Source organism: Pseudomonas sp. AL 58, assembly GCF_036348395.1.
GTDB classification, from domain to species: domain Bacteria; phylum Pseudomonadota; class Gammaproteobacteria; order Pseudomonadales; family Pseudomonadaceae; genus Aquipseudomonas; species Aquipseudomonas defluvii.
Genome location: NZ_JAZBQR010000013.1, coordinates 86743 through 106113 on the forward strand (window position 1 = coordinate 86743; position 19371 = coordinate 106113).

Annotated in this window: 21 protein-coding genes; 20 read left to right on the top strand and 1 reads right to left on the bottom strand. The window is 61.0% G+C overall.

Annotated elements, in window-relative coordinates; translation table 11 throughout:
* Positions 1 to 149: 149 nt before the first annotated feature.
* From ccmA to UIA24_RS15700, 12 genes are all read left to right on the top strand, one after another.
* A complete protein-coding gene (gene ccmA, locus UIA24_RS15645; protein ID WP_330523238.1) occupies positions 150 to 782 on the top strand; it encodes a cytochrome c biogenesis heme-transporting ATPase CcmA in 633 nt (210 codons plus the stop codon).
* Positions 779 to 1447 (top strand): heme exporter protein CcmB, encoded by a 669-nt coding sequence (gene ccmB / locus UIA24_RS15650; protein ID WP_065759853.1) that lies wholly within the window; start codon positions 779 to 781, stop codon positions 1445 to 1447. The genes ccmA and ccmB overlap by 4 nt, the downstream gene beginning before the upstream one ends.
* A 45-nt stretch (positions 1448 to 1492) precedes the next feature.
* Complete coding sequence (locus tag UIA24_RS15655) at positions 1493 to 2269, top strand: heme ABC transporter permease (RefSeq protein ID WP_330523239.1); 777 nt, start codon at positions 1493 to 1495, stop codon at positions 2267 to 2269.
* Positions 2266 to 2442, top strand: a complete 177-nt coding sequence (gene ccmD / locus UIA24_RS15660) for a heme exporter protein CcmD (protein WP_065759848.1) — start codon at positions 2266 to 2268, stop codon at positions 2440 to 2442. The genes UIA24_RS15655 and ccmD overlap by 4 nt, the downstream gene beginning before the upstream one ends.
* On the top strand, positions 2439 to 2903 hold the full coding sequence (gene ccmE / locus UIA24_RS15665) for a cytochrome c maturation protein CcmE (RefSeq protein WP_065759847.1): 465 nt from the start codon (positions 2439 to 2441) through the stop codon (positions 2901 to 2903). Before ccmD ends, ccmE begins: the two co-directional genes overlap by 4 nt.
* Positions 2900 to 4888 (top strand): heme lyase CcmF/NrfE family subunit, encoded by a 1989-nt coding sequence (locus UIA24_RS15670; protein ID WP_330523240.1) that lies wholly within the window; start codon positions 2900 to 2902, stop codon positions 4886 to 4888. The genes ccmE and UIA24_RS15670 overlap by 4 nt, the downstream gene beginning before the upstream one ends.
* Positions 4885 to 5421, top strand: a complete 537-nt coding sequence (locus UIA24_RS15675) for a DsbE family thiol:disulfide interchange protein (protein WP_065759845.1) — start codon at positions 4885 to 4887, stop codon at positions 5419 to 5421. The genes UIA24_RS15670 and UIA24_RS15675 overlap by 4 nt, the downstream gene beginning before the upstream one ends.
* A complete protein-coding gene (locus UIA24_RS15680; protein ID WP_330523241.1) occupies positions 5418 to 5894 on the top strand; it encodes a cytochrome c-type biogenesis protein in 477 nt (158 codons plus the stop codon). Before UIA24_RS15675 ends, UIA24_RS15680 begins: the two co-directional genes overlap by 4 nt.
* The gene (gene ccmI / locus UIA24_RS15685) at positions 5887 to 7095 is read left to right on the top strand and encodes a c-type cytochrome biogenesis protein CcmI (RefSeq protein ID WP_330523242.1); all 1209 of its coding nucleotides are present in this window, start codon (positions 5887 to 5889) and stop codon (positions 7093 to 7095) included. Before UIA24_RS15680 ends, ccmI begins: the two co-directional genes overlap by 8 nt.
* Positions 7096 to 7107: 12 nt before the next feature.
* Complete coding sequence (locus UIA24_RS15690) at positions 7108 to 7521, top strand: hypothetical protein (protein ID WP_065759842.1); 414 nt, start codon at positions 7108 to 7110, stop codon at positions 7519 to 7521.
* Positions 7522 to 7569: 48 nt separating this feature from the next.
* Complete coding sequence (locus UIA24_RS15695; protein ID WP_330523243.1) at positions 7570 to 8508, top strand: 2-hydroxyacid dehydrogenase; 939 nt, start codon at positions 7570 to 7572, stop codon at positions 8506 to 8508.
* 98 nt (positions 8509 to 8606) lie between these two features.
* The gene (locus tag UIA24_RS15700) at positions 8607 to 9473 is read left to right on the top strand and encodes a TylF/MycF/NovP-related O-methyltransferase (RefSeq protein WP_330523244.1); all 867 of its coding nucleotides are present in this window, start codon (positions 8607 to 8609) and stop codon (positions 9471 to 9473) included.
* Between the two features lie 14 nt (positions 9474 to 9487).
* Here UIA24_RS15700 and UIA24_RS15705 read toward each other — a convergent pair whose 3' ends face one another.
* Entirely contained in the window at positions 9488 to 10381 is an 894-nt protein-coding gene (locus UIA24_RS15705) for a LysR substrate-binding domain-containing protein (RefSeq protein WP_330523245.1), read from the bottom strand.
* Positions 10382 to 10539: 158 nt separating this feature from the next.
* On the opposite strand from UIA24_RS15705, the gene UIA24_RS15710 reads away from it, so the two are divergent.
* The 8 genes from UIA24_RS15710 (at position 10540) to UIA24_RS15745 (ending at position 19370) form a co-directional block, all read left to right on the top strand.
* Positions 10540 to 11472 (top strand): DMT family transporter, encoded by a 933-nt coding sequence (locus UIA24_RS15710; RefSeq protein WP_065759839.1) that lies wholly within the window; start codon positions 10540 to 10542, stop codon positions 11470 to 11472.
* Between the two features lie 435 nt (positions 11473 to 11907).
* Positions 11908 to 12249 (top strand): FKBP-type peptidyl-prolyl cis-trans isomerase, encoded by a 342-nt coding sequence (locus tag UIA24_RS15715; protein WP_065759838.1) that lies wholly within the window; start codon positions 11908 to 11910, stop codon positions 12247 to 12249.
* Between the two features lie 232 nt (positions 12250 to 12481).
* Entirely contained in the window at positions 12482 to 14575 is a 2094-nt protein-coding gene (locus tag UIA24_RS15720; RefSeq protein ID WP_102052422.1) for a putative bifunctional diguanylate cyclase/phosphodiesterase, read from the top strand.
* Positions 14576 to 14594: 19 nt separating this feature from the next.
* The gene (locus tag UIA24_RS15725; protein ID WP_330523246.1) at positions 14595 to 15005 is read left to right on the top strand and encodes a hypothetical protein; all 411 of its coding nucleotides are present in this window, start codon (positions 14595 to 14597) and stop codon (positions 15003 to 15005) included.
* 205 nt (positions 15006 to 15210) lie between these two features.
* Positions 15211 to 15837 carry a CDP-alcohol phosphatidyltransferase family protein gene (locus tag UIA24_RS15730; RefSeq protein ID WP_099773944.1) on the top strand — a complete coding sequence of 209 codons (627 nt, stop codon included), beginning with the start codon at positions 15211 to 15213 and terminating at the stop codon, positions 15835 to 15837.
* 8 nt (positions 15838 to 15845) lie between these two features.
* Entirely contained in the window at positions 15846 to 17600 is a 1755-nt protein-coding gene (locus UIA24_RS15735; protein WP_330523247.1) for a bifunctional alpha/beta hydrolase/class I SAM-dependent methyltransferase, read from the top strand.
* Positions 17600 to 18925 (top strand): phosphatase PAP2/dual specificity phosphatase family protein, encoded by a 1326-nt coding sequence (locus UIA24_RS15740; RefSeq protein ID WP_330523248.1) that lies wholly within the window; start codon positions 17600 to 17602, stop codon positions 18923 to 18925. The genes UIA24_RS15735 and UIA24_RS15740 overlap by 1 nt, the downstream gene beginning before the upstream one ends.
* Positions 18915 to 19370, top strand: a complete 456-nt coding sequence (locus UIA24_RS15745; RefSeq protein ID WP_330523249.1) for a hypothetical protein — start codon at positions 18915 to 18917, stop codon at positions 19368 to 19370. The genes UIA24_RS15740 and UIA24_RS15745 overlap by 11 nt, the downstream gene beginning before the upstream one ends.
* The last annotated feature ends 1 nt before the right edge of the window (position 19371 follow it).

Consider the following 19371-nt stretch of genomic DNA (forward strand, 5'->3'; position numbering starts at 1 on the left):
CATGTATAATGCGGCCCGAACTTTCGGGGAGCCTTGAGCTCGCGGTCTGGTGCTCTTTTGAACAGACCAGTCGGCCGCGTCACCGTTCCAGTATAACGGCCGCGCCGGGACCGACTTGAGACAGTCATCCGAACCAATAAGGCAAACCTGTGACCCCTCAACTCGAAGCGGTGGATCTGGCCTGCGAGCGCGACTGGCGAATGCTCTTCGAGCATCTCGATCTGCAGTTGGCCGCCGGCGACATGCTCCAGATCAGCGGCCCCAACGGCAGCGGTAAAACCAGCCTGTTGCGGTTGCTGGCCGGTTTGATGCGCCCGACCAGTGGCCAGATCCTGGTTCAAGGCAAGCCCTTGGCTGAGCAACGCGGCGAACTGGCCCGGCTGCTGCTGTGGATCGGCCATGCGGCGGGGATCAAGGACCTGCTGACGCCAGAGGAGAACCTTGCCTGGTTGTGTGCCTTGCACCGCCCGGCCGGGCGCGAGGCGATCTGGCAGGCACTGGCGGCGGTTGGCCTGCGTGGCTTCGAGGACGTGCCTTGTCATACCCTGTCGGCCGGTCAGCAGCGTCGCGTAGCCCTGGCCCGGTTGTACCTGGACAGCCCGCCGTTGTGGATTCTCGACGAACCGTTCACCGCACTCGACAAGCAGGGGGTGGCCCAGCTCGAAGCGCATCTGGCACACCACTGTGAAACGGGTGGCATGGTGATCCTCACCACGCACCACACGCTGGAGCGCAAACCCTCCGGTTACCGTGAACTGAACCTGGGGCAGTGGGCCGCATGAGTGTATTTGTCCTGTTGCTGAGCCGCGAAGCGCGGCTGCTGTGCCGTCGTCCGGCCGAGCTGGCCAACCCCTTGGTGTTCTTCGCCATCGTCATTGCACTGTTTCCTTTGGCGGTCGGTCCTGAGACACAATTGTTGCAAACCTTGTCACCTGGGTTGGTGTGGGTGGCTGCACTTTTGTCCGTCCTGCTCTCGCTGGACGGGCTTTTTCGCAGTGATTTCGAGGATGGATCACTGGAACAGTGGGTCCTTTCGTCGCACCCCCTGCCTCTTCTGGTTTTGGCCAAGGTGCTGGCACACTGGGCCTTTTCCGGCCTGGCACTGGTATTGTTGGCACCGCTGCTGGCCTTGATGCTCGGCTTGCCAAGTGCCAGCCTGCCCGTGCTGCTGGCATCACTTTTGCTCGGCACCCCGGTGTTGAGCCTGTTGGGCGCTGTGGGTGCAGCCCTGACAGTCGGCTTGAAACGTGGTGGCCTGCTACTGGCGCTGCTGATTCTGCCGTTGTATATCCCGGTGTTGATTTTGGGCAGTGGCGCGTTGCAGGCGTCGCTGCAAGCGATGCCGGCGACCGGTTATCTGCTCTGGCTTGGTAGCCTGACCGCCCTGGCAGTAACGTTGGCACCCTTTGCAATAGCGGCTGGCCTGAAGATCAGCGTCGGCGAATAATGAGGTCTGGGCTCGCTGCCCAGCAAAGACCCTGGATGTACCGTGATGAAAAGCAGCGCAATCAGCTGGACGTGGTTTCATAAACTGGGTTCGCCCAAGTGGTTCTATTCCATCAGTGGGCGGATGCTGCCGTGGCTGACGATCGCCGCCGTGCTGCTGTTGACGGTCGGTGTGGTCTGGGGCCTGGCCTTTGCCCCTCAGGATTACCAACAGGGCAACAGTTTTCGCATCATCTACATCCATGTGCCCGCCGCCATGCTGGCACAGTCCTGCTATGTGATGCTGGCAGTGGCCGGCGTGGTCGGCCTGGTCTGGAAAATGAAGATCGCCGACATTGCATTGCAGTGCGCTGCGCCCATTGGCGCCTGGATGACCGCCGTGGCGCTGGTTACCGGCGCCATCTGGGGTAAGCCGACCTGGGGCAGTTGGTGGGTCTGGGATGCCCGACTGACGTCGATGCTGATCCTCCTGTTTCTGTACTTCGGTCTGATTGCCCTGGGGCAGGCGATCAGCAATCGTGAGAGCGCGGCCAAGGCCTGTGCAGTGCTGGCGATTGTCGGGGTGATCAATATCCCGATCATCAAGTATTCGGTGGAGTGGTGGAACACCCTGCACCAGGGCGCAACCTTTACCTTGACCGAAAAACCGGCGATGCCGGCGGAAATGTGGTTGCCGTTGCTGCTCACGGCACTGGGTTTCTACTGCTTCTTCGGCGCGGTACTGCTGATGCGCATGCGCCTTGAAGTACTCAAGCGCGAAGCCCGCAGCAGTTGGGTGAAAAGTGAAGTCATGAATACCCTGGGTCGGGAGCTGGCACGATGAGTTTCACCTCCTTCAGCGATTTTCTCGCCATGGGCCACCACGGCCTGTATGTCTGGTCGGCCTACGGCATTAGCCTGTTAGTGCTGGCGATCAACGTCGCGGTGCCAATCCTGGCCCGTCGCCGTTACCTGCAAGAAGAGGCGCGCCGTCTGCGCCGGGAGAGCAATCAGTGAATCCGCAACGCAAGAAGCGCCTGTTCATCATTCTCGGCCTGCTCGCCGGCCTCGGCGTTGCCGTGGCACTGGCATTGAGTGCCTTGCAGCAGAACATCAACCTGTTCTACACCCCAACCCAGATCGCCAATGGCGAGGCGCCCCTGGATACCCGTATCCGTGCGGGTGGCATGGTTGAAAAAGGTTCCCTGCAACGTTCCGGTGATTCGCTGGACGTGCGTTTCGTGGTCACCGACTTCAACAAGTCCGTGCCCATTACCTACCGCGGCATTCTTCCGGATCTGTTTCGCGAAGGGCAGGGCATTGTCGCACTCGGCAAACTGAATGCCGAAGGTGTGGTAGTGGCGGACGAAGTGCTGGCCAAGCACGATGAAAAGTACATGCCGCCAGAAGTGACCAAAGCCCTGAAGGAAAGCGGTCAGGCTGCGACTGACGCTGGCCAGGCCGGAGGCAAACCATGAACGCCGCGTTGGTAATCCCCGAACTGGGCCAATTGGCCATGATCCTGGCGCTGTGCTTTGCCTGCGTCCAGGCCAGTGTGCCATTGCTGGGTGCCTGGCGCGGTGACAGCCTGTGGATGAGCCTGGCACGGCCTGCGGCCTGGGGCCAGTTCGCATTCCTGGCCTTCGCCTTTGCCTGCCTGACCCACGCCTTCATGACCGATAACTTCTCGGTTGCCTATGTCGCCAGCAACTCCAACAGCGCCCTGCCTTGGTACTTCAAGTTCAGCGCGGTGTGGGGCGCTCACGAAGGGTCGTTGCTACTATGGGCACTGATTCTCGGCGGCTGGACCTTTGCCGTGTCGATCTTCTCCCGGCAGTTGCCACAGGTGATGCTCGCCCGCGTGCTGGCGATCATGGGCATGATCAGCGTGGGCTTCATGTCGTTCCTGATCGTCACCTCCAACCCGTTCCAGCGGCTGTTGCCGCAGGTACCGACCGATGGTCGTGACCTCAACCCGCTGTTGCAGGATGTGGGCCTGATCGTTCACCCACCCATGCTCTACATGGGCTATGTCGGTTTCTCGGTCGCGTTTGCCTTCGCCATCGCTGCGTTGCTCGGCGGTCGTCTTGATGCGGCCTGGGCGCGCTGGTCGCGGCCCTGGACCATCATCGCCTGGGCCTTTCTCGGCATTGGTATCACCCTGGGCTCCTGGTGGGCCTACTACGAGTTGGGTTGGGGCGGCTGGTGGTTCTGGGACCCGGTAGAGAACGCCTCGTTCATGCCGTGGCTGGTCGGCACTGCCCTGATCCACTCCCTGGCCGTGACTGAAAAACGCGGCGTGTTCAAGAGCTGGACGGTACTGCTGGCCATTGCCGCATTCTCGTTGAGCTTGCTGGGTACCTTCCTGGTTCGCTCGGGCGTGTTGACCTCGGTGCATGCCTTCGCTTCCGACCCGGAGCGCGGTGTGTTCATCCTGATGTTCCTGCTGTGCGTGGTCGGCGGCTCGCTGACCCTGTTCGCGCTGCGTGCGCCAGTCGTCAAGAGCCAGGTTGGCTTTGCCCTGTGGTCGCGTGAAACCCTGCTGCTGGCCAACAACCTGATACTGGTGGTCGCGGCCTCGATGATCCTGCTCGGCACGCTGTATCCGCTGGTGCTCGACGCGTTGACCGGGGCGAAGCTGTCCGTCGGCCCACCGTACTTCGATGCACTGTTCCTGCCCCTGATGGCCCTGTTGATGGTGGTGTTGGCCATAGGCGTTCTTGTGCGCTGGAAAGACACCCCCGGCAAATGGCTGCTGGGCATGCTCACCCCGGTACTGATCGGCAGCGCCATTCTTGCGCCGATCGGCGGGCTGATCGTGGATGACTTCGATTGGCCAGTACTGACCACCTTTGCCCTGGCGGCCTGGATCGTGCTTGCCGGCGTGCGTGACCTTCTCGACAAGACGCGCCACAAGGGTGTGTTCAAGGGCATGCGAAGCCTCACCCGCAGCTACTGGGGGATGCACGTCGCTCACTTCGGCCTGGCGGTTTGCGCGCTGGGTGTGGTGCTGTCGAGCAACAACAGTGCCGAGCGCGACCTGCGCCTGGCGCCGGGCGAGTCAGTGGAACTGGCGGGCTACCACTTCATTTTCGAGGGCGCCAAGCATTTCGAGGGGCCGAACTTCACCTCCGACAAGGGCACGGTTCGGGTGGTCAAGGATGGGCGTGAGATCAGCGTCCTGCACCCGGAGAAACGCCTCTACACCGTGCAGCAATCGGTGATGACCGAAGCGGGCATCGATGCCGGCTTCACTCGCGACCTCTATGTTGCTCTCGGCGAACCGCTGGACAACGGCGCCTGGGCTGTACGGGTTCATGTCAAACCGTTCGTGCGCTGGATCTGGCTGGGCGGTCTGCTGACTGGCCTGGGTGGCCTGCTGGCCGCATTGGATGGACGTTATCGGGTCAAGGTGAAAAGCCGTGTACGTGAAGTACTGGGCATGTCTGGAGCAACTGCATGAAGCGTTGGATCATGGTGCTGCCGCTGGCGGTGTTTTTGCTGGTGGCGGTCTTCCTCTATCGCGGGTTGTACCTGGACCCGGCTGAACTGCCTTCGGCAATGATCGGCAAGCCGTTCCCGCATTTCTCCTTGCCAGCCGTGGAGGGCGAGAGCACCCTGACCCAGGCCGACCTGCTGGGCAAGCCGGCACTGGTCAACGTCTGGGGTACCTGGTGCGTGTCCTGCCGGGTCGAGCACCCGGTGCTGAACAAGCTGGCCGAACAGGGCGTGCGGATCTACGGGGTCAATTACAAAGACGACAATGCGGCGGCGCTGAAGTGGCTGAAGGACTTCCACAACCCGTATCAGCTCAATATCCGCGATGAGCAGGGCACCCTGGGCCTGGACCTGGGCGTGTACGGCGCGCCGGAAACCTTCCTGATCGATGCCAAGGGCATCATCCGTCACAAGTTCGTGGGTGTCGTCGACGAGACTGTCTGGCGCGAGCAACTGGCCCCGTTGTACCAAGGCCTTGTCGACGAGGGCCGGCAATGAAGCGCTGGCTAGCGGCGGCCGTACTGGGCCTGAGCCTGGCCGGCGTGGCCCAGGCGGCAATTGATACCTATCAGTTTGCCGATGATGCTGAACGTGAGCGTTATCGCGACCTGACCAAGGAACTGCGTTGCCCCAAATGCCAGAACCAGGACATCGCAGACTCCAACGCCCCCATTGCCGCCGACCTGCGTCGGGAGATTTTCCGGATGCTGGGCGAGGGCAAGAGTAACCAGCAGATCATCGACTTCATGGTTGACCGTTACGGTGATTTCGTTCGTTACAAACCGGCCCTGACTGCGCGTACCTGGTTGCTGTGGTTCGGCCCCGGTGCACTGCTGCTGGGCGGCGTCGTGGTTCTTGCGGTGATCGTGCGCAAGCGCCGCACGCCGGTTGTCAACGGCACCGCCGACCTTTCTCCCGAGGAGCGTGAGCGCCTCGCCAAACTGTTGGAAAAAGAACAGACCCATGACTGATTTCTGGCTTGCTGCAGGCCTGCTGTTACTGGTAGCCCTGAGCTTTTTGCTGATCCCGGTGCTGCGCGGACGTCGTGCGCAACTGGAAGAAGACCGTACCGCACTGAACGTTGCCCTGTATCAGGAGCGCGTCGCCGAGTTGCAGGCGCAACAGGCTGCCGGTGTACTTAGCGCCGAACAACTGGCGAGTGGGCGTGACGAAGCGGCCCGCGAGCTGCTCGACGATACCGAAAATGCCGAGCCTGCACGGCTGGCTCGCCTTGGCAAGCCACTGCCACTGCTGGCTGCGGTATTGGTGCCATTGATGGCCCTGGGCCTGTACCTGCATTTTGGCGCCAGTGACAAAGTGGCCCTGACCCAGGAATTTGCCCAGGCACCGCAGTCGCTGGAAGAAATGACCGCACGCCTGGAGCGCGCCGTTGCTGCCCAGCCGGATTCGGCCGAGGGCCTGTACTTCCTTGGTCGTGCCTACATGGCGCAAGAGCGTTCTGCCGATGCCGCCAAGACCTTCGAGCGTGCCGTGGGCCTGGCCGGGCGCCAGCCCGAGTTGCTCGGGCAGTGGGCGCAGGCACTCTACTTTGCCAACGGCAAGCAGTGGACCCCGCAGTTGCAGGGGCTGACCGACGAAGCCCTCAAGGCTGATCCGCAGGAAGTCACCAGCCTTGGGCTGCTGGGTATTGCCGCGTTCGAAGGCCAGCGCTATCAACAGGCCATTGATTACTGGAACCGCCTGTTGGCGCAACTGCCTGCCGGTGATGCCTCCCGTGCGGCGCTGGAAGGCGGCGTGGCACGTGCTGCCGACAGGCTCAAGGCCAGCGGTGTTGAGCCCGTAACAACCCCTGCCGCCAGCGACAAGGCACCGGCGCGGCTCAAGGTACGGGTCGAACTGGCGGCAGCGCTGAAGGACAAGGTTCAGCCCGGTGACAGCGTGTTTATCTTTGCCCGTGCGAGCGAAGGCCCGCCCATGCCGTTGGCAGTGAAGCGGGTGACGGTGGCCCAGTTGCCCATCGAGGTCGAATTGGCGGATAGCGACGCAATGATGCCGAGCATGAAACTGTCGAACTTTCCTGAAGTCCAACTGGTTGCGCGCGTCTCTCGCGCAGGCCAGCCGACCAAGGGCGAGTGGATCGGCCGCAGTTCGCCGCTGGCCAGCAGTACCGAGGCGCAGCAGCACCTGACCATCGACAGCCCGGATCCTTAAGCGAGTAGCCTCATGAACAGCACCGTACGCCTCACCCTGATTACCCTGTTTCTGGGCCTGAGTGCGTGTACGGTGCAGCAGCCTTCGACTTACCCTGAACCGCCCATAGGGCGTCAACCACCAGGGCCGGTGATCAAGCCGACGCCGCGCCCGGGCACAGTGCCGAGCAAGCCGACCGTTACCCCTTCGCAGAAACCGATGCCGCGCACCTCGGCCAGCTTCGCACCGCCACCCGGCGGTGCCAGCCACTGGGACCCGCGCCTCGGGGTTTACGTGCTCGAAGGCCAGACCAACACCTTCTACCGGCAGCGCACCTACTACCGCTGGAATAACGGCTGGAGCTGGTCGACCAGCCTCCAGGGGCCTTGGCAGGAAACCGATAGCAGCGGTGTTCCGGGTGGTCTGGGACGGGCCTTTTCCAACTAGTCCGTGCTGGCGCACAATGCGCCCTCGCGGACAGTTCTGGAGCAAGGCATGACAAAGACGGTATTGGTGCTGGTAGAAACGGTCGACGACTACCTGCCCCTGCTGCGCAACAACGGTTTCAACCTGATTCTTGCGCAGACGCCGGCGCTACGGCGCGAGGCCATTGCTCGCCATGGCAGTGAAATCGATGCGGTGCTTACGCGCGGGCCGCTGGGCCTGCATGCCGATGAAATGGCGGCATTGCCACACCTGAAAATCATCTGCGTGATTGGTGCCGGCTATGAGCAGGTTGACCTTGCGGCAGCGGCAGCACGCGACATCACCGTCACCAATGGGGCGGGCGCCAATGCATCGACGGTGGCTGACCATGCCATGGCCCTGCTGTGTGCGGTGGTTCGCGATATCCCCCGTGCCGATGCTTCAACCCGTCGTGGCGAGTGGAACCGGGTAATCAGCCCGTCGCTGGCCGGCAAGCGTCTGGGCATTCTCGGCTTGGGGGCGATTGGCCAGGCCATCGCCAAGCGTGGCGCTCTTGGTTTCGATATGCAGGTCAGTTACCACAGCCGCCAGCCACGTAGCGGCGTGCCCTACACGTACTGTGACAGTGTGCTGGCGTTGGCGCATGCATCGGATTTTCTGGTGGTTGCCACGCCGGGTGGTGCCAGTACCCGGCACCTGATCGACGCCACGGTGCTGGAGGCATTGGGTGAAGCGGGCTTCCTGGTGAACATCGCCCGGGCCAGCGTGGTCTGTACCGCCGACCTGGTCGATGCGTTGCAGCAAAAGCGCATCGCCGGTGCTGCGCTGGACGTTTTCGATGAAGAGCCTGCGGTACCTGAAGCGCTCAAGGCACTGCCGAATGTGGTGTTGACCCCGCACGTGGCCGGGCAGTCGCCAGAAGCGGCGGGTGACACGGTGCGTCTGGTGTTGCAGAACCTGCAGGCGTTCTTTTCCGGCAAGCCTGTGCTGACCCCGGTCACCGCCTGATATTGCTGGCTGATGGGCCGTCGCTTAAGGTTTTTTGATGGTGGCCGATACGTTCTATGCCTTGATATTCAACGAGTTTTAGACTGGAGTGTCTGCTGATGTTGCCGGATGATTTTTCGCCCGAAGTATATTTGGAGCTGCATGCCGATGTTCGGGCCGCTGGCATGGACCCGACTCAGCACTACCTTAAATTTGGCAAAAGTGAAGGTCGTCCTTACAAGCATGGCGCTGTTGCCACCCGTGACAAAAGCCTGCTCCACCCTAAGCTCGAAGGTCATTATCAGTACGACGGCCTTGCCTCGAAGCACAACCATGACTTCATGATCGACCCGTCCTACGTTGCTGCCTATCAGCGTGGCATCGAAGCGACAGGGTCTGATTACAAGTGGTACTGGCGCGTCCATATCGGGCTGTGGGCCGCTCGCTCGGCAGCCAAGCACGAAGGCGATTTTGTCGAGTGCGGTGTCAACTATGGCTTTCTGAGTTCGGCAATCATGAAGGACCTGGATTGGGATACTACCGGCAGGCAGTTCTACTTGCTGGATACGTTTACCGGGTTGGATGAGCGCTACCTGTCCGATAATGAAAAAAACGGCGGGGTCATCGAACGCAATCAGAGCGAAATCAAATCGGGCTTTTACACCACCAACCTCGATTCGGTGAAAAAGAATTTCTCCGAGTGGCGCAATGTGCGCATCGTCCCGGGAAGCATTCCTGATACGTTGGAGCACATCGAGGCCACCCGTATTGCGTTTCTGCACATCGATCTTAACTGCACGATACCTGAAGTGGCGGCTATCGATTATCTTTGGGACCGCCTGGTCCCCGGTGCCTTTGTACTGCTCGACGATTACGCCTACTTCGGTTATCAGCCGCAGAAGGAAGGGATGGATGCCTGGGCAAAGAAAATGGACCTTTCTATTGCCAGTTTGCCGACCGGTCAGGGCCTGCTCATCAAGCCTTGATGCCTTAGGCGGGGTCAACCGTTCGCCATCAGCCAGTCCGCAAAGACCTTCGCCGCAGGCGAAGGCATCACCTGTTTGTCGTGCACCAGGTAGTCAGCCTGCCCGGTATGCACGACAAAGTCCGAAACCGTGCGGATCTGCCCACTGTCGATCCGCTCGCGCGCCATGAACTCCCAGCCCAATCCCACACCCATGCCCTGCATCACTGCATCGAACACCAGATTGACCTGATTGAACGTCACTGCGTCAGCCGGTGCTTTGTAGCGCACGCCCTGATGGTTGAACCAGTCGTGCCAGTCCAGGCAGTTCCAGGCCGAGGCGTCCAGTTGAATCAGAGGCAAGGCCTGCAGCTCACTGAGTGAGTGCACCGCTGGCAGTGGGCGTTGAGCACTGACAATCGGATAGATGCATTCGTCAAACAGCTTGTTGGCCTGCAGCGAGCGCCAGCGGCCATGACCGTAGAGGATGCCGAAGTCGTAGTCGGCGATCACGCTCTCGCTGATCTCGTTGCTGGCATGAATGTTCACCGTCAGTTCGGGGTGTTGTTCGTTGAAGCGCAACAGGCGCGGGAACAGCCAGTACTGCGCCACAGCGTGTGTGCAGATAACGCTGACATTGCGGCTGCCATGGCCGCTCTTGAGCCGCAGCACATTAGCCAGCAGGCTCTCCAGCAGGGGCTCGACGATGGCATTGAAGGCGGTACCGGCCTGGGTCAAGGCAATACCGCGTGCGCGCCGCTCGAACAACGGCGCCGACAAGTGATCCTCCAGCACCTTGATTTGCTTGCTGACTGCGCTTTGCGTCAGGCACAGCTCGCTGGCAGCGCGGGTAAAGCTGCCAGTGCGGGCGACCGCTTCAAAGGCAATCAGGGTGTCGAGAGGCGGCAAGTGTCGGTTGAAGCGGCTCATGTTCCAGGCCTGCGTTTACGGAATGCCCTGATCATAAGATCGAAGGCTGACGGGGGAAAGGTATTCCATATGGGAATGGCTGCATGCCGAATGATCTTTTGTCGAGGGGCGTGTGAGCGGCTAGCCTGCGCGCATCAATCCATCAAGAGGTGTGTGCGGTGAAACGGGGTGTGGCCTATGCCGGCGTGGCCGGAGCGATGTGGGGAATGGTACTGATGGTGCCGCAGTTGTTGCCGGAGTTCAGCCCGGTGCTGCTCAGCTGCGCACGCTTCGTACTGTTCGGGGTGATTTCGCTGGTGCTTGCCATTCCCCTGCGTCAGGCCTTGCGCAAATTGACCCTGAGCGACCTGTGGATGCTCACGCGGCTATCAGTGATCGGCAACCTGATCTACTTCATTTGCCTGGTGGCCGCGATTCAGCGCCTGGGCGTGGCGCCAGCTTCGCTGATTGTCGGGGTACTGCCCTTGACCATCACCCTGTACGGTCGCCATGACAGCGGCGCAATTGCCTTGTCGCGGCTGGCCGGCCCATTAGGTTTGATCCTCGCCGGCATGCTCTGTATCAACCTGCAAACCTTCGCCGTAGAGCCGGGCGCCATGGCTGACAAGTTTATCGGTGTGCTGTACGCCTTGGGTGCGCTGCTGAGCTGGACCTGGTACGCCGTCCACAACAGCCGCTACCTGAAGCAGTCCGGGCATTTCGACAGCCACCAGTGGTCGGTGTTCTGTGGTGTGGCCACGGGCCTGTTCAGCTTGCTGCTGGTCGCTGCGATCTGGCTGTGGCAACCGGCTCAGTTGCACGTCGAGGCGCCGGCTGGCCGCTGGAGCCTGTTCTGGCTTTACAGCCTGGGCAGCGCCTTGTTTGGCTCGTGGTTGGCCGCCTTGCTGTGGAACGCCGCGTCCAAGCGGATGCCGTTGACTATGAGCGGCCAGTTGATCGTATTCGAAACGCTGTTTGCCCTGCTGTATGCCTTCATCTGGCGGCACAGCGGCCCGAGCGTGCTGGAAGCCGCCGCGATTGTGCTGGTGATTGGCGGCGTGTGCTGGTCGATGCGTCAGCATGAACCCCAGCGGGCGGTAAGCGTTGCCTGAACTGAGGGTGTTGCCGGCTTACAGATTGCCGAGATCGGCTGGGACAATGGGGGATGGTGGCACTCGTGCAGAGCGTGGATTTCCTGCGTGGGCTTTGTTTTTCAGTGCGCGAAGTAGCAAGTGCTGATGGGCCATGGATGGCCCGTCGGCGCGTCCACACGGGAGCGATGGCGTAAGGAAGGAACCCGAAGCGCAGCGTAGGGCCGGATGTCGGGACAGGGCGTTTTGCCCACTTTTGTGCCGTTCAAAAGTGGGTCGCCGTATAGAGGCGAAACCAACCGGTGGTGCCACTTCAGGGAATGGATAAGTTCGCGAGACAGGTGCCACAAATTACAAACCTGTATCGCCCCTGGTTTTTGTCGGTGCTTGCCAAACGCGCGCATTCCTGAGAAAAGGCTGCGGCAATAGCGTACGTACGTTTCAACGAGGACAAGCATGAGCAGCGAACTGCAAATTACCGATATCCAGGTGGGCGAAGGCAAGGCCGTGGTCAAGGGGGCCTTGATCACCACCCAGTACCGCGGCTTTCTCGAAGACGGCACACCGTTCGATTCTTCCTATGAGCGGGGCAAGCCGTTCCAGTGTGTCATCGGCACCGGGCGCGTGATCAAGGGCTGGGACCAGGGCCTGATGGGCATGAAGGTTGGCGGCAAGCGCAAGCTGTTCGTGCCATCTCACCTGGCCTATGGCGCACGCAAGATGGGCCCGGTGATCAAGCCTCACTCGAACCTGGTCTTCGAGATCGAATTGCTGGAAGTACTGACCCGCGACGATTGACCGCGGGCCCAGGCTGGCACGGCCATTACCCACCCGGCTGTGCCAGTGCGTGCCCACTCTACCAGCCATCTGTTTTTAGGTTTCTTGCCCCTCCTTTGAGCTGATTTTTTGTCTGTCTGTAGGACAAGATTGGTAGCATAGTGCTATCGACTTGGTCTCGTTGCTCGCGTCTTCGGACACTGGGTTCTTGCTCGGTCGACGTGTTAATGGACGATTGGCGGCAATGAGTGCAATGACCCTAGATAATTCAGATGTGATGTACAGGTTGCTGGTGCAGGGTGTGGTCGATTATGCGATCTACATGCTAAGCCCAGAGGGTACCGTGGCGAACTGGAACGCCGGTGCCGAACGCGCCAAGGGGTATCGGCAAGAGGAAATAGTCGGTCGGAATTTCGCGTGCTTTTACTCCCCGGAGGAACAGGCCGCAGGTGTGCCTCAGCGAGGGCTTGAGATCGCACGTCGTACGGGCCGCTTCGAGGCTCAGGGTTGGCGTTTTCGCAAAGACGGAAGCGCGTTCTGGGCGAACGTGGTCATCGACGCCATTTACGATGAACAGGGCGCGTTCATCGGCTTCGCCAAGGTCACCCGTGATATCACGGAGTTGCGTAACCGAGAGCAGCAACTGCTCGAGGCCAAGGAGCTGGCTGAACGTTACAGTGAACAGATGGCATCAATGTCGATGTTCCTGGATACGGTGATTGCCAATATCCCCTCCAGCGTTGTGGTTCAAGATGCCGTGACGCGGCAGATCCTGTTGGCCAACCGACAGGCTGAAACACTGTTCGATTGCCCGCACGCGGACATGGTCGGTAAACGCAGTGAGGAATGCCTGGCCCCGCAGATAAGCGAATATTTTGAGCAGCTAGCGGACATAGCCCTGCTTACCGAGGTTGCACACCGTTCTGAGGACCAGCTTGAGACACCGCGAGGTACTCGCACGCTGCGCTCACGAGCACTGAGCATTCATGGCCATGAGTCAGGCAAGCGCTACTTGATGTTGATTGCCGATGACATTACCGAAGAGAACGCGGCCAATGAAAAGATTCGCTTTCTGGCGCATCACGACATCCTGACGGGCTTGCCCAACCGCGTGCAACTGCGCCAGCGGCTGCATGACGCGTTGCTCCTCGATAACCTGATGTCATGTGTGACAGCAACCCTTTGTCTGGACCTGGACAACTTCAAGAACGTCAATGATGCCCTCGGGCATCAATACGGCGATGAACTGCTGCGCCAGCTTGCCGAGCGATTGCGCAAGGTCTTGCGCGGCCACGACACCCTGGCCCGTCTGGGTGGGGATGAGTTTGCGGTAATTCTTCCGGGCCTTTCAAAACCTGCTGATGCAGCGGAAGCGGCTCAACGGCTGATCGAGGCGGTAGAGCCGGAGTTCCTGATCGATGGGCATCGCGTATCGGTGGGGATCAGTGTGGGGATCGCCTTGGCTCCGGGTGATCACACCACCCCGGAAAAGCTGCTGCGTTATGCCGACATGGCGTTGTATGAAGCCAAGCGCAATGGGCGTAACTGCCATGCGTTTTTCCGGTTGGATATGGATGAGGCGGCGCGTAACCGGCGCACCATCGAACTGGAGCTGCGCGATGCGATTGCCAACGAACAGTTGCAGTTGTACTACCAGCCGATCACGGATCAGGACCACACCGAGGTGGTGGGATACGAAGCGTTGATGCGTTGGCGTCATCCTGTCAACGGTCTGGTCGGGCCCCTGGATTTCATACCGATTGCCGAAGAGTCCGGCCTGATTCACGAAGTGGGAGCATTGGCGCTGAAGGAGGCATGTCGTGAAGCCGCCAGTTGGCCGGGCCAGCAGACGGTGGCGGTAAACCTGTCACCCATGCAGTTCAGAAACAGCCAGTTCGTTGCGCTGGTTGAACATGCGCTGAAGAGCTCGGGCCTTGAACCTCATCGGCTGGAACTGGAAATCACCGAATCCGTGTTGTTGGAAAATTCGCTGGGCAACATTGAAGCCCTGCGGCAGATCAAAGCCTTGGGCGTACGTATTGCCCTGGATGATTTTGGTACGGGTTATTCGTCATTGGGCTATCTGCGCTCGTTCCCGTTTGACAGAATCAAGATCGACAAAACCTTTACTCAGGATATGGAGCGCAGCCGTGAGGCGCTGGCCATTGTCAGTGCAATCACCGGTATTGGCAGAAGCCTCGACATCCAGACCACCGCTGAAGGTGTCGAAACCCGTACCCAGTTCAAGGGCCTCGTGGAGCAAGGCTGTTCTCACTTCCAGGGTTATCTGTTTGGCCGGCCTGAGCCTGCCGAACGGCGCCTGGAGAGCATTTCCTCACTGATCTGACGCAATGGAGACGTATCGCATGGATGCTGTTGTACAGCAGGAACCTACCGGATGCGGCATTGCCGCCTGTGCTGCCCTGGCACAGATTGATTATGGCCAGGCGCGGCAGGTGGCCAATGCGCTGGGTATCGTTGCCGAGGACCGCGCGCTGTGGTCGGACACTCACTATGTTCGCCGTCTGCTCGGCGAACTGGGTATCGTTGCGGCCCCTGAGCAGCACCCCTTTGACGGGTGGGAGGCGTTGCCCGACCGCGCCCTGTTGGCGATCAAGTGGCGGCTGGTGGCTAGCCGGCCTTTTTGGCATTGGGTTGTCTTCGTGCGCGATGCAGAGGGCTGTTTTGTGCTGGACTCAAAAAAAGCCCTCAAGCACAACCGACGCCAGGATTTCGGGCGCATGAAGCCCAAGTGGTACATCGCCGTGCCACGTTGAGGTTGATGGCCCTTTGCCTGTTCTGTGACCGTTAGTGTGTCAGGAATGTCGAATAGGGGAATTGTTTCCCTTGTTGGCGATCTCGCCAGGTTAGTCGGGCGTGAAACAACACCCTGAGCGGCATTACGGGCAGTTGCCAAGAGGGCAGCGTACGGCCGAGGCAGGGTTTCAGGGTCGTTTTGCATCAGTTAAAGGATGAGTGTTGATGCTTTCGATTTACCACCTCAAACCGCGCTTCCAGCGCGTACTGCGTCCGTTCGTCACCCGCTTGCACCAGCGCGGCGTGACGGCCAATCAGGTCACTGTGACGGCGGCAGTTGTTTCCTTGCTCATTGGGTTGCTGGTGGCACTGTTTGCCAGCCGGGCCTGGCTGTTTGCCCTGATACCGGTGTGGATGTTCCTGCGCATGGCCCTCAATGCCGTGGATGGCATGCTGGCCCGTGAGTTCGGTCAGCAGTCCAGGCTGGGGGCTTACCTCAATGAGCTGTGCGATGTGATCGCCGACAGTGCCTTGTACCTGCCGTTTGCCCTGCTGGTTGGGGTGTCGCCATTGCTGGTGGTGTTGGTGGTGGTGTTGGCCGTGATCAGTGAATACGCCGGGGTACTGGGCCTGATGGTCGGGGCTGAGCGCCGTTACGACGGGCCGATGGGCAAGAGTGACCGTGCGTTTGTTTTTGGCGTGCTGGGCGCAGGTGTCGCCAGCGGCCTGTTGAGCAGCGTCTGGATCAACGGCCTGTTGGCCCTGGTATTGGCCCTGCTCGTGTACACCATCGTCAACCGTGTCCGCCAGGGGCTGGCACATCCTTGCACCTCCATCAATCCAACGGAATGAATCAATTGATGCGCGAAGCCCTGCAGCAGTCCTTCAGTACCCATGACAACGTCAGCCTGTTTTACCGCCACTGGCCGGCGGTTCAGCGCGATGAGGCCACGCCTCGCCGAGCGCTGGTGCTGTTCCACCGAGGGCATGAACACGGTGGCCGGATGGCTCACCTGGCCGATGAGCTGGACCTGCCGGGCTTCGATGTCTTTGCCTGGGATGCACGCGGTCATGGCGAGTCGCCGGGCGCGCGGGGCGACAGCCCTGGCTTTGCCACCAGCGTGCGCGATGTACAGACCTTCATCGAGCATATCCGTGACCAGTACGGTATTGCGGTTGACCACATGGCGGTGGTTGCGCAAAGCGTCGGTGCGGTATTGATCGCGACCTGGGTTCACGACTATGCGCCGCCAATACGTGCACTGGTTCTGGCTTCGCCGGCCTTCAAGGTCAAGCTCTATGTACCGTTTGCCCGTACGGGCCTGAAGCTGATGCGCGCCTGGCGCGGCAACTTCTTCGTCAACAGCTACGTCAAGGCCAAGTTCCTCAGCCATGACCCGCAACGCATTGCCTCTTACGAGAGCGATCCCCTGATTACCCGGCCGATTTCGGTCAACATGCTGCTGGGGCTGTATGACGCCGCCGAGCGGGTGGTGGCCGATGCGCAGTCGATCCAGACACCGACCCAACTGCTGATCTCCGGTGCCGACTTTGTCGTGCACCGCAAACCGCAGGAGCAGTTCTTCGACCGGCTGGGCAGTGTGTGCAAGGAAAAACACATCCTGCCAGGCTTTTTCCACGACACCCTGGGTGAGCGTGAGCGCGCACAGGCTACCCAGCGTATGCGCCGTTTCATTTTGCGCAACTTCGCCGAGCCTATCGTCAGGCCGTCATTGCTCGACGCCGACCAGATCGGCTGGAGCTGCGCCGAGTCCGAAGCCCTGGCTGCCCCCCTGCCGCTGAACTCGCCGCGTGAACTGTATTGGCGGGCGACTCGTGCCGGGCTGAAACTGGGCGCTACGCTCAGTGCCGGGGTCAAGCTGGGTTTCGACACTGGCTTCGATTCGGGCAGTACCCTGGACTACGTCTACCGTAACCAGCCCACCGGCAACTCGCCGCTGGGCCGCCTGATCGACCGCAACTACCTGAACGCTATTGGCTGGCGCGGTATCCGTCAGCGCAAGGTGCACGTCGAGGAGCTGTTGCGCCAGGCGATGGCATCGTTGCGCGAACAGCAGCGCCCCGTGCATATCGTCGACATTGCTGCCGGGCATGGCCGCTATATCCTCGAATCGTTGGAGCAGGGCGCGCAACGGCCTGAGTCGATCCTGCTGCGCGACTACAGCGACCTGAACGTACGTGATGGTTCGGCCCTGATCGAGCAGAAAGGGCTGGGTGATATCGCCCGCTTCGTCAAAGGCGATGCCTTCGACCGCGAGGACCTGGCCGCGCTGGAACCCAAGACCCTGGCCGTGGTTTCCGGGCTCTATGAGCTGTTCGCCAGCAATGCCATGGTGAGTGATTCGCTGGCCGGTCTGGCCGCTGCAGTGGAAGAGGGGGGTTACCTGGTGTACACCGGGCAGCCTTGGCACCCGCAACTGGAATTCATTGCCCGCGCCTTGACCAGCCACCGTGAAGGGCAGGCCTGGGTGATGCGTCGGCGCAGCCAGGTTGAAATGGACCAATTGGTTGAGCGTGCCGGTTTCCGCAAGGTGACTCAGCGTGTGGACGAGTGGGGTATCTTCACCGTGTCTCTGGCTCAACGGGTGTCGTGATGGCGCCTGTTGAGGCAAGGGAGGCCGGGCTGTGGAAGCGCGGTGTGCTCTGGCTGTTACTGCTCGGGCCGCTGTTTTTCGCCAGTTACGGCTTCGCCAACCGGTTTACCGGCCAGCGTGATGATGTTGGCAGCTTGGTCTTTGCCTGGGAACAACACCTGCCGTTATGGCCCTGGACAATCGTGCCTTACTGGTCGATTGACCTGCTGTACGGGTTGTCATTCCTGCTACCGGCCAGTCGCCGCGAAATGGACCGGCATGGTCTGCGGCTGCTCAGCGCGCAGGTGATCTGCATTGCCTGTTTTCTTCTCTGGCCCCTGCGTTTCACCTTTGAGCGCCCGCCACTGGAGGGGACGTTCGGGCTGATGTTCGACCTGCTGATGGGCTTCGATAAACCCTTCAATCAGGCGCCTTCGCTGCACATCACCTTACTGGTCGTGCTCTGGGCCTGCTTTGCCCGGTATGCCCGTGGCGTCTGGCGCGTTCTGTTGCACGGTTGGTTCGTGCTGATTGGTCTGTCGGTCCTGACTACCTGGCAACACCATTTCATTGATGTGCCGACCGGTGTGGCCGCGGGCTTGTTCTGCCTGTGGCTCTGGCCCAGCGAGGGGCAAAGCCCCTTGCGTACGCTGCAACTGGCGACCGACCCGAAACGCCGGCTGTTGGCTGTGCGCTACGGTCTGGGCAGCGCGGTGCTGGTGGCGCTGGCCTTGACCCTGAAAGGCAGCGCACTGTGGCTACTGTGGCCGGCGCTGTCGTTGCTGTTGGTGGCGCTGAACTACGCCCTGTTCGGTGCCGAAGGCTTTCAGAAGCGTGCGGACGGGCGCCTGTCAGCCGCTGCGCAAGGGTTACTGGCGCCTTACCTGCTGGCTGCCTGGGTCAACTCCCGGGTATGGACGCGGCAGCACCCACATCCCGTTCAGGTCGCTGACAACGTCTGGCTTGGGCGAATTCCAGCCGCCGGGCAGGCCCAGCCGTTTGCCGCGATCGTAGACCTGTGTGCGGAGTTGCCGGTCGACAGCCGTGGCAAGGCCTATCGCAGCTTCCCGGTGCTCGACCTGACGGCGCCAAGCGCAGCCCGCTGCGAGGCGGCGGCGCAGGCCATCGAGGCCTTGCGCCAGCAGGGGCCGGTACTGGTGTGCTGTGCGCTGGGTTACTCGCGCAGCGCAACGGCGGTGGCGGCCTGGTTGTTGTACACCCGCCGTTGCCGCGACATCGACAGCGCCCTGGCCTGTGTGCGCAAGGCACGACCGCAGGTGGTGCTGGCCCAGGCTCAGCGCCAGGCCCTTATGCCTCTTGCAACGATGGTGTCCGATGGCTACTGAGATGCACTTGAAGCTGGTCGTCAACCTGCTGCGCCGGGGGCGTGACCTGGACCGGTTTTCCACGGTGCTGACGGGGGTGGCGTTGCTTGTCGGGTTGGCGCCGTTGTTTGGGGTTACACCTTCGTTGTTTGCTGCGCTGCTGGCCTCAGCCTTGCTGTTCTGTGGGTTGGTACAAAAGTACTTCGCCCTGCGGGTTGCCTTGGATGCCGACCTGTTCACCTGCCTGGCACAGCCGCCACAGGCCTTTGACCTGAAGGCCGAGGCCCTTGATAGCGCACTGCACGAGCTGGGCTTGCAGCCCGCGGCAACGGGTTCCAGAAGCCTGTTTGAACGTAGCCGGGGCGCATTGCGCTTGCTTCGGTTCCAGGCGTTATGGGTGTGTGCGCAATGCCTGATCGTGCTCCTGGCGTGCCTGTGCATGCCGTGGCTTTCCCTCATCGCGTAAG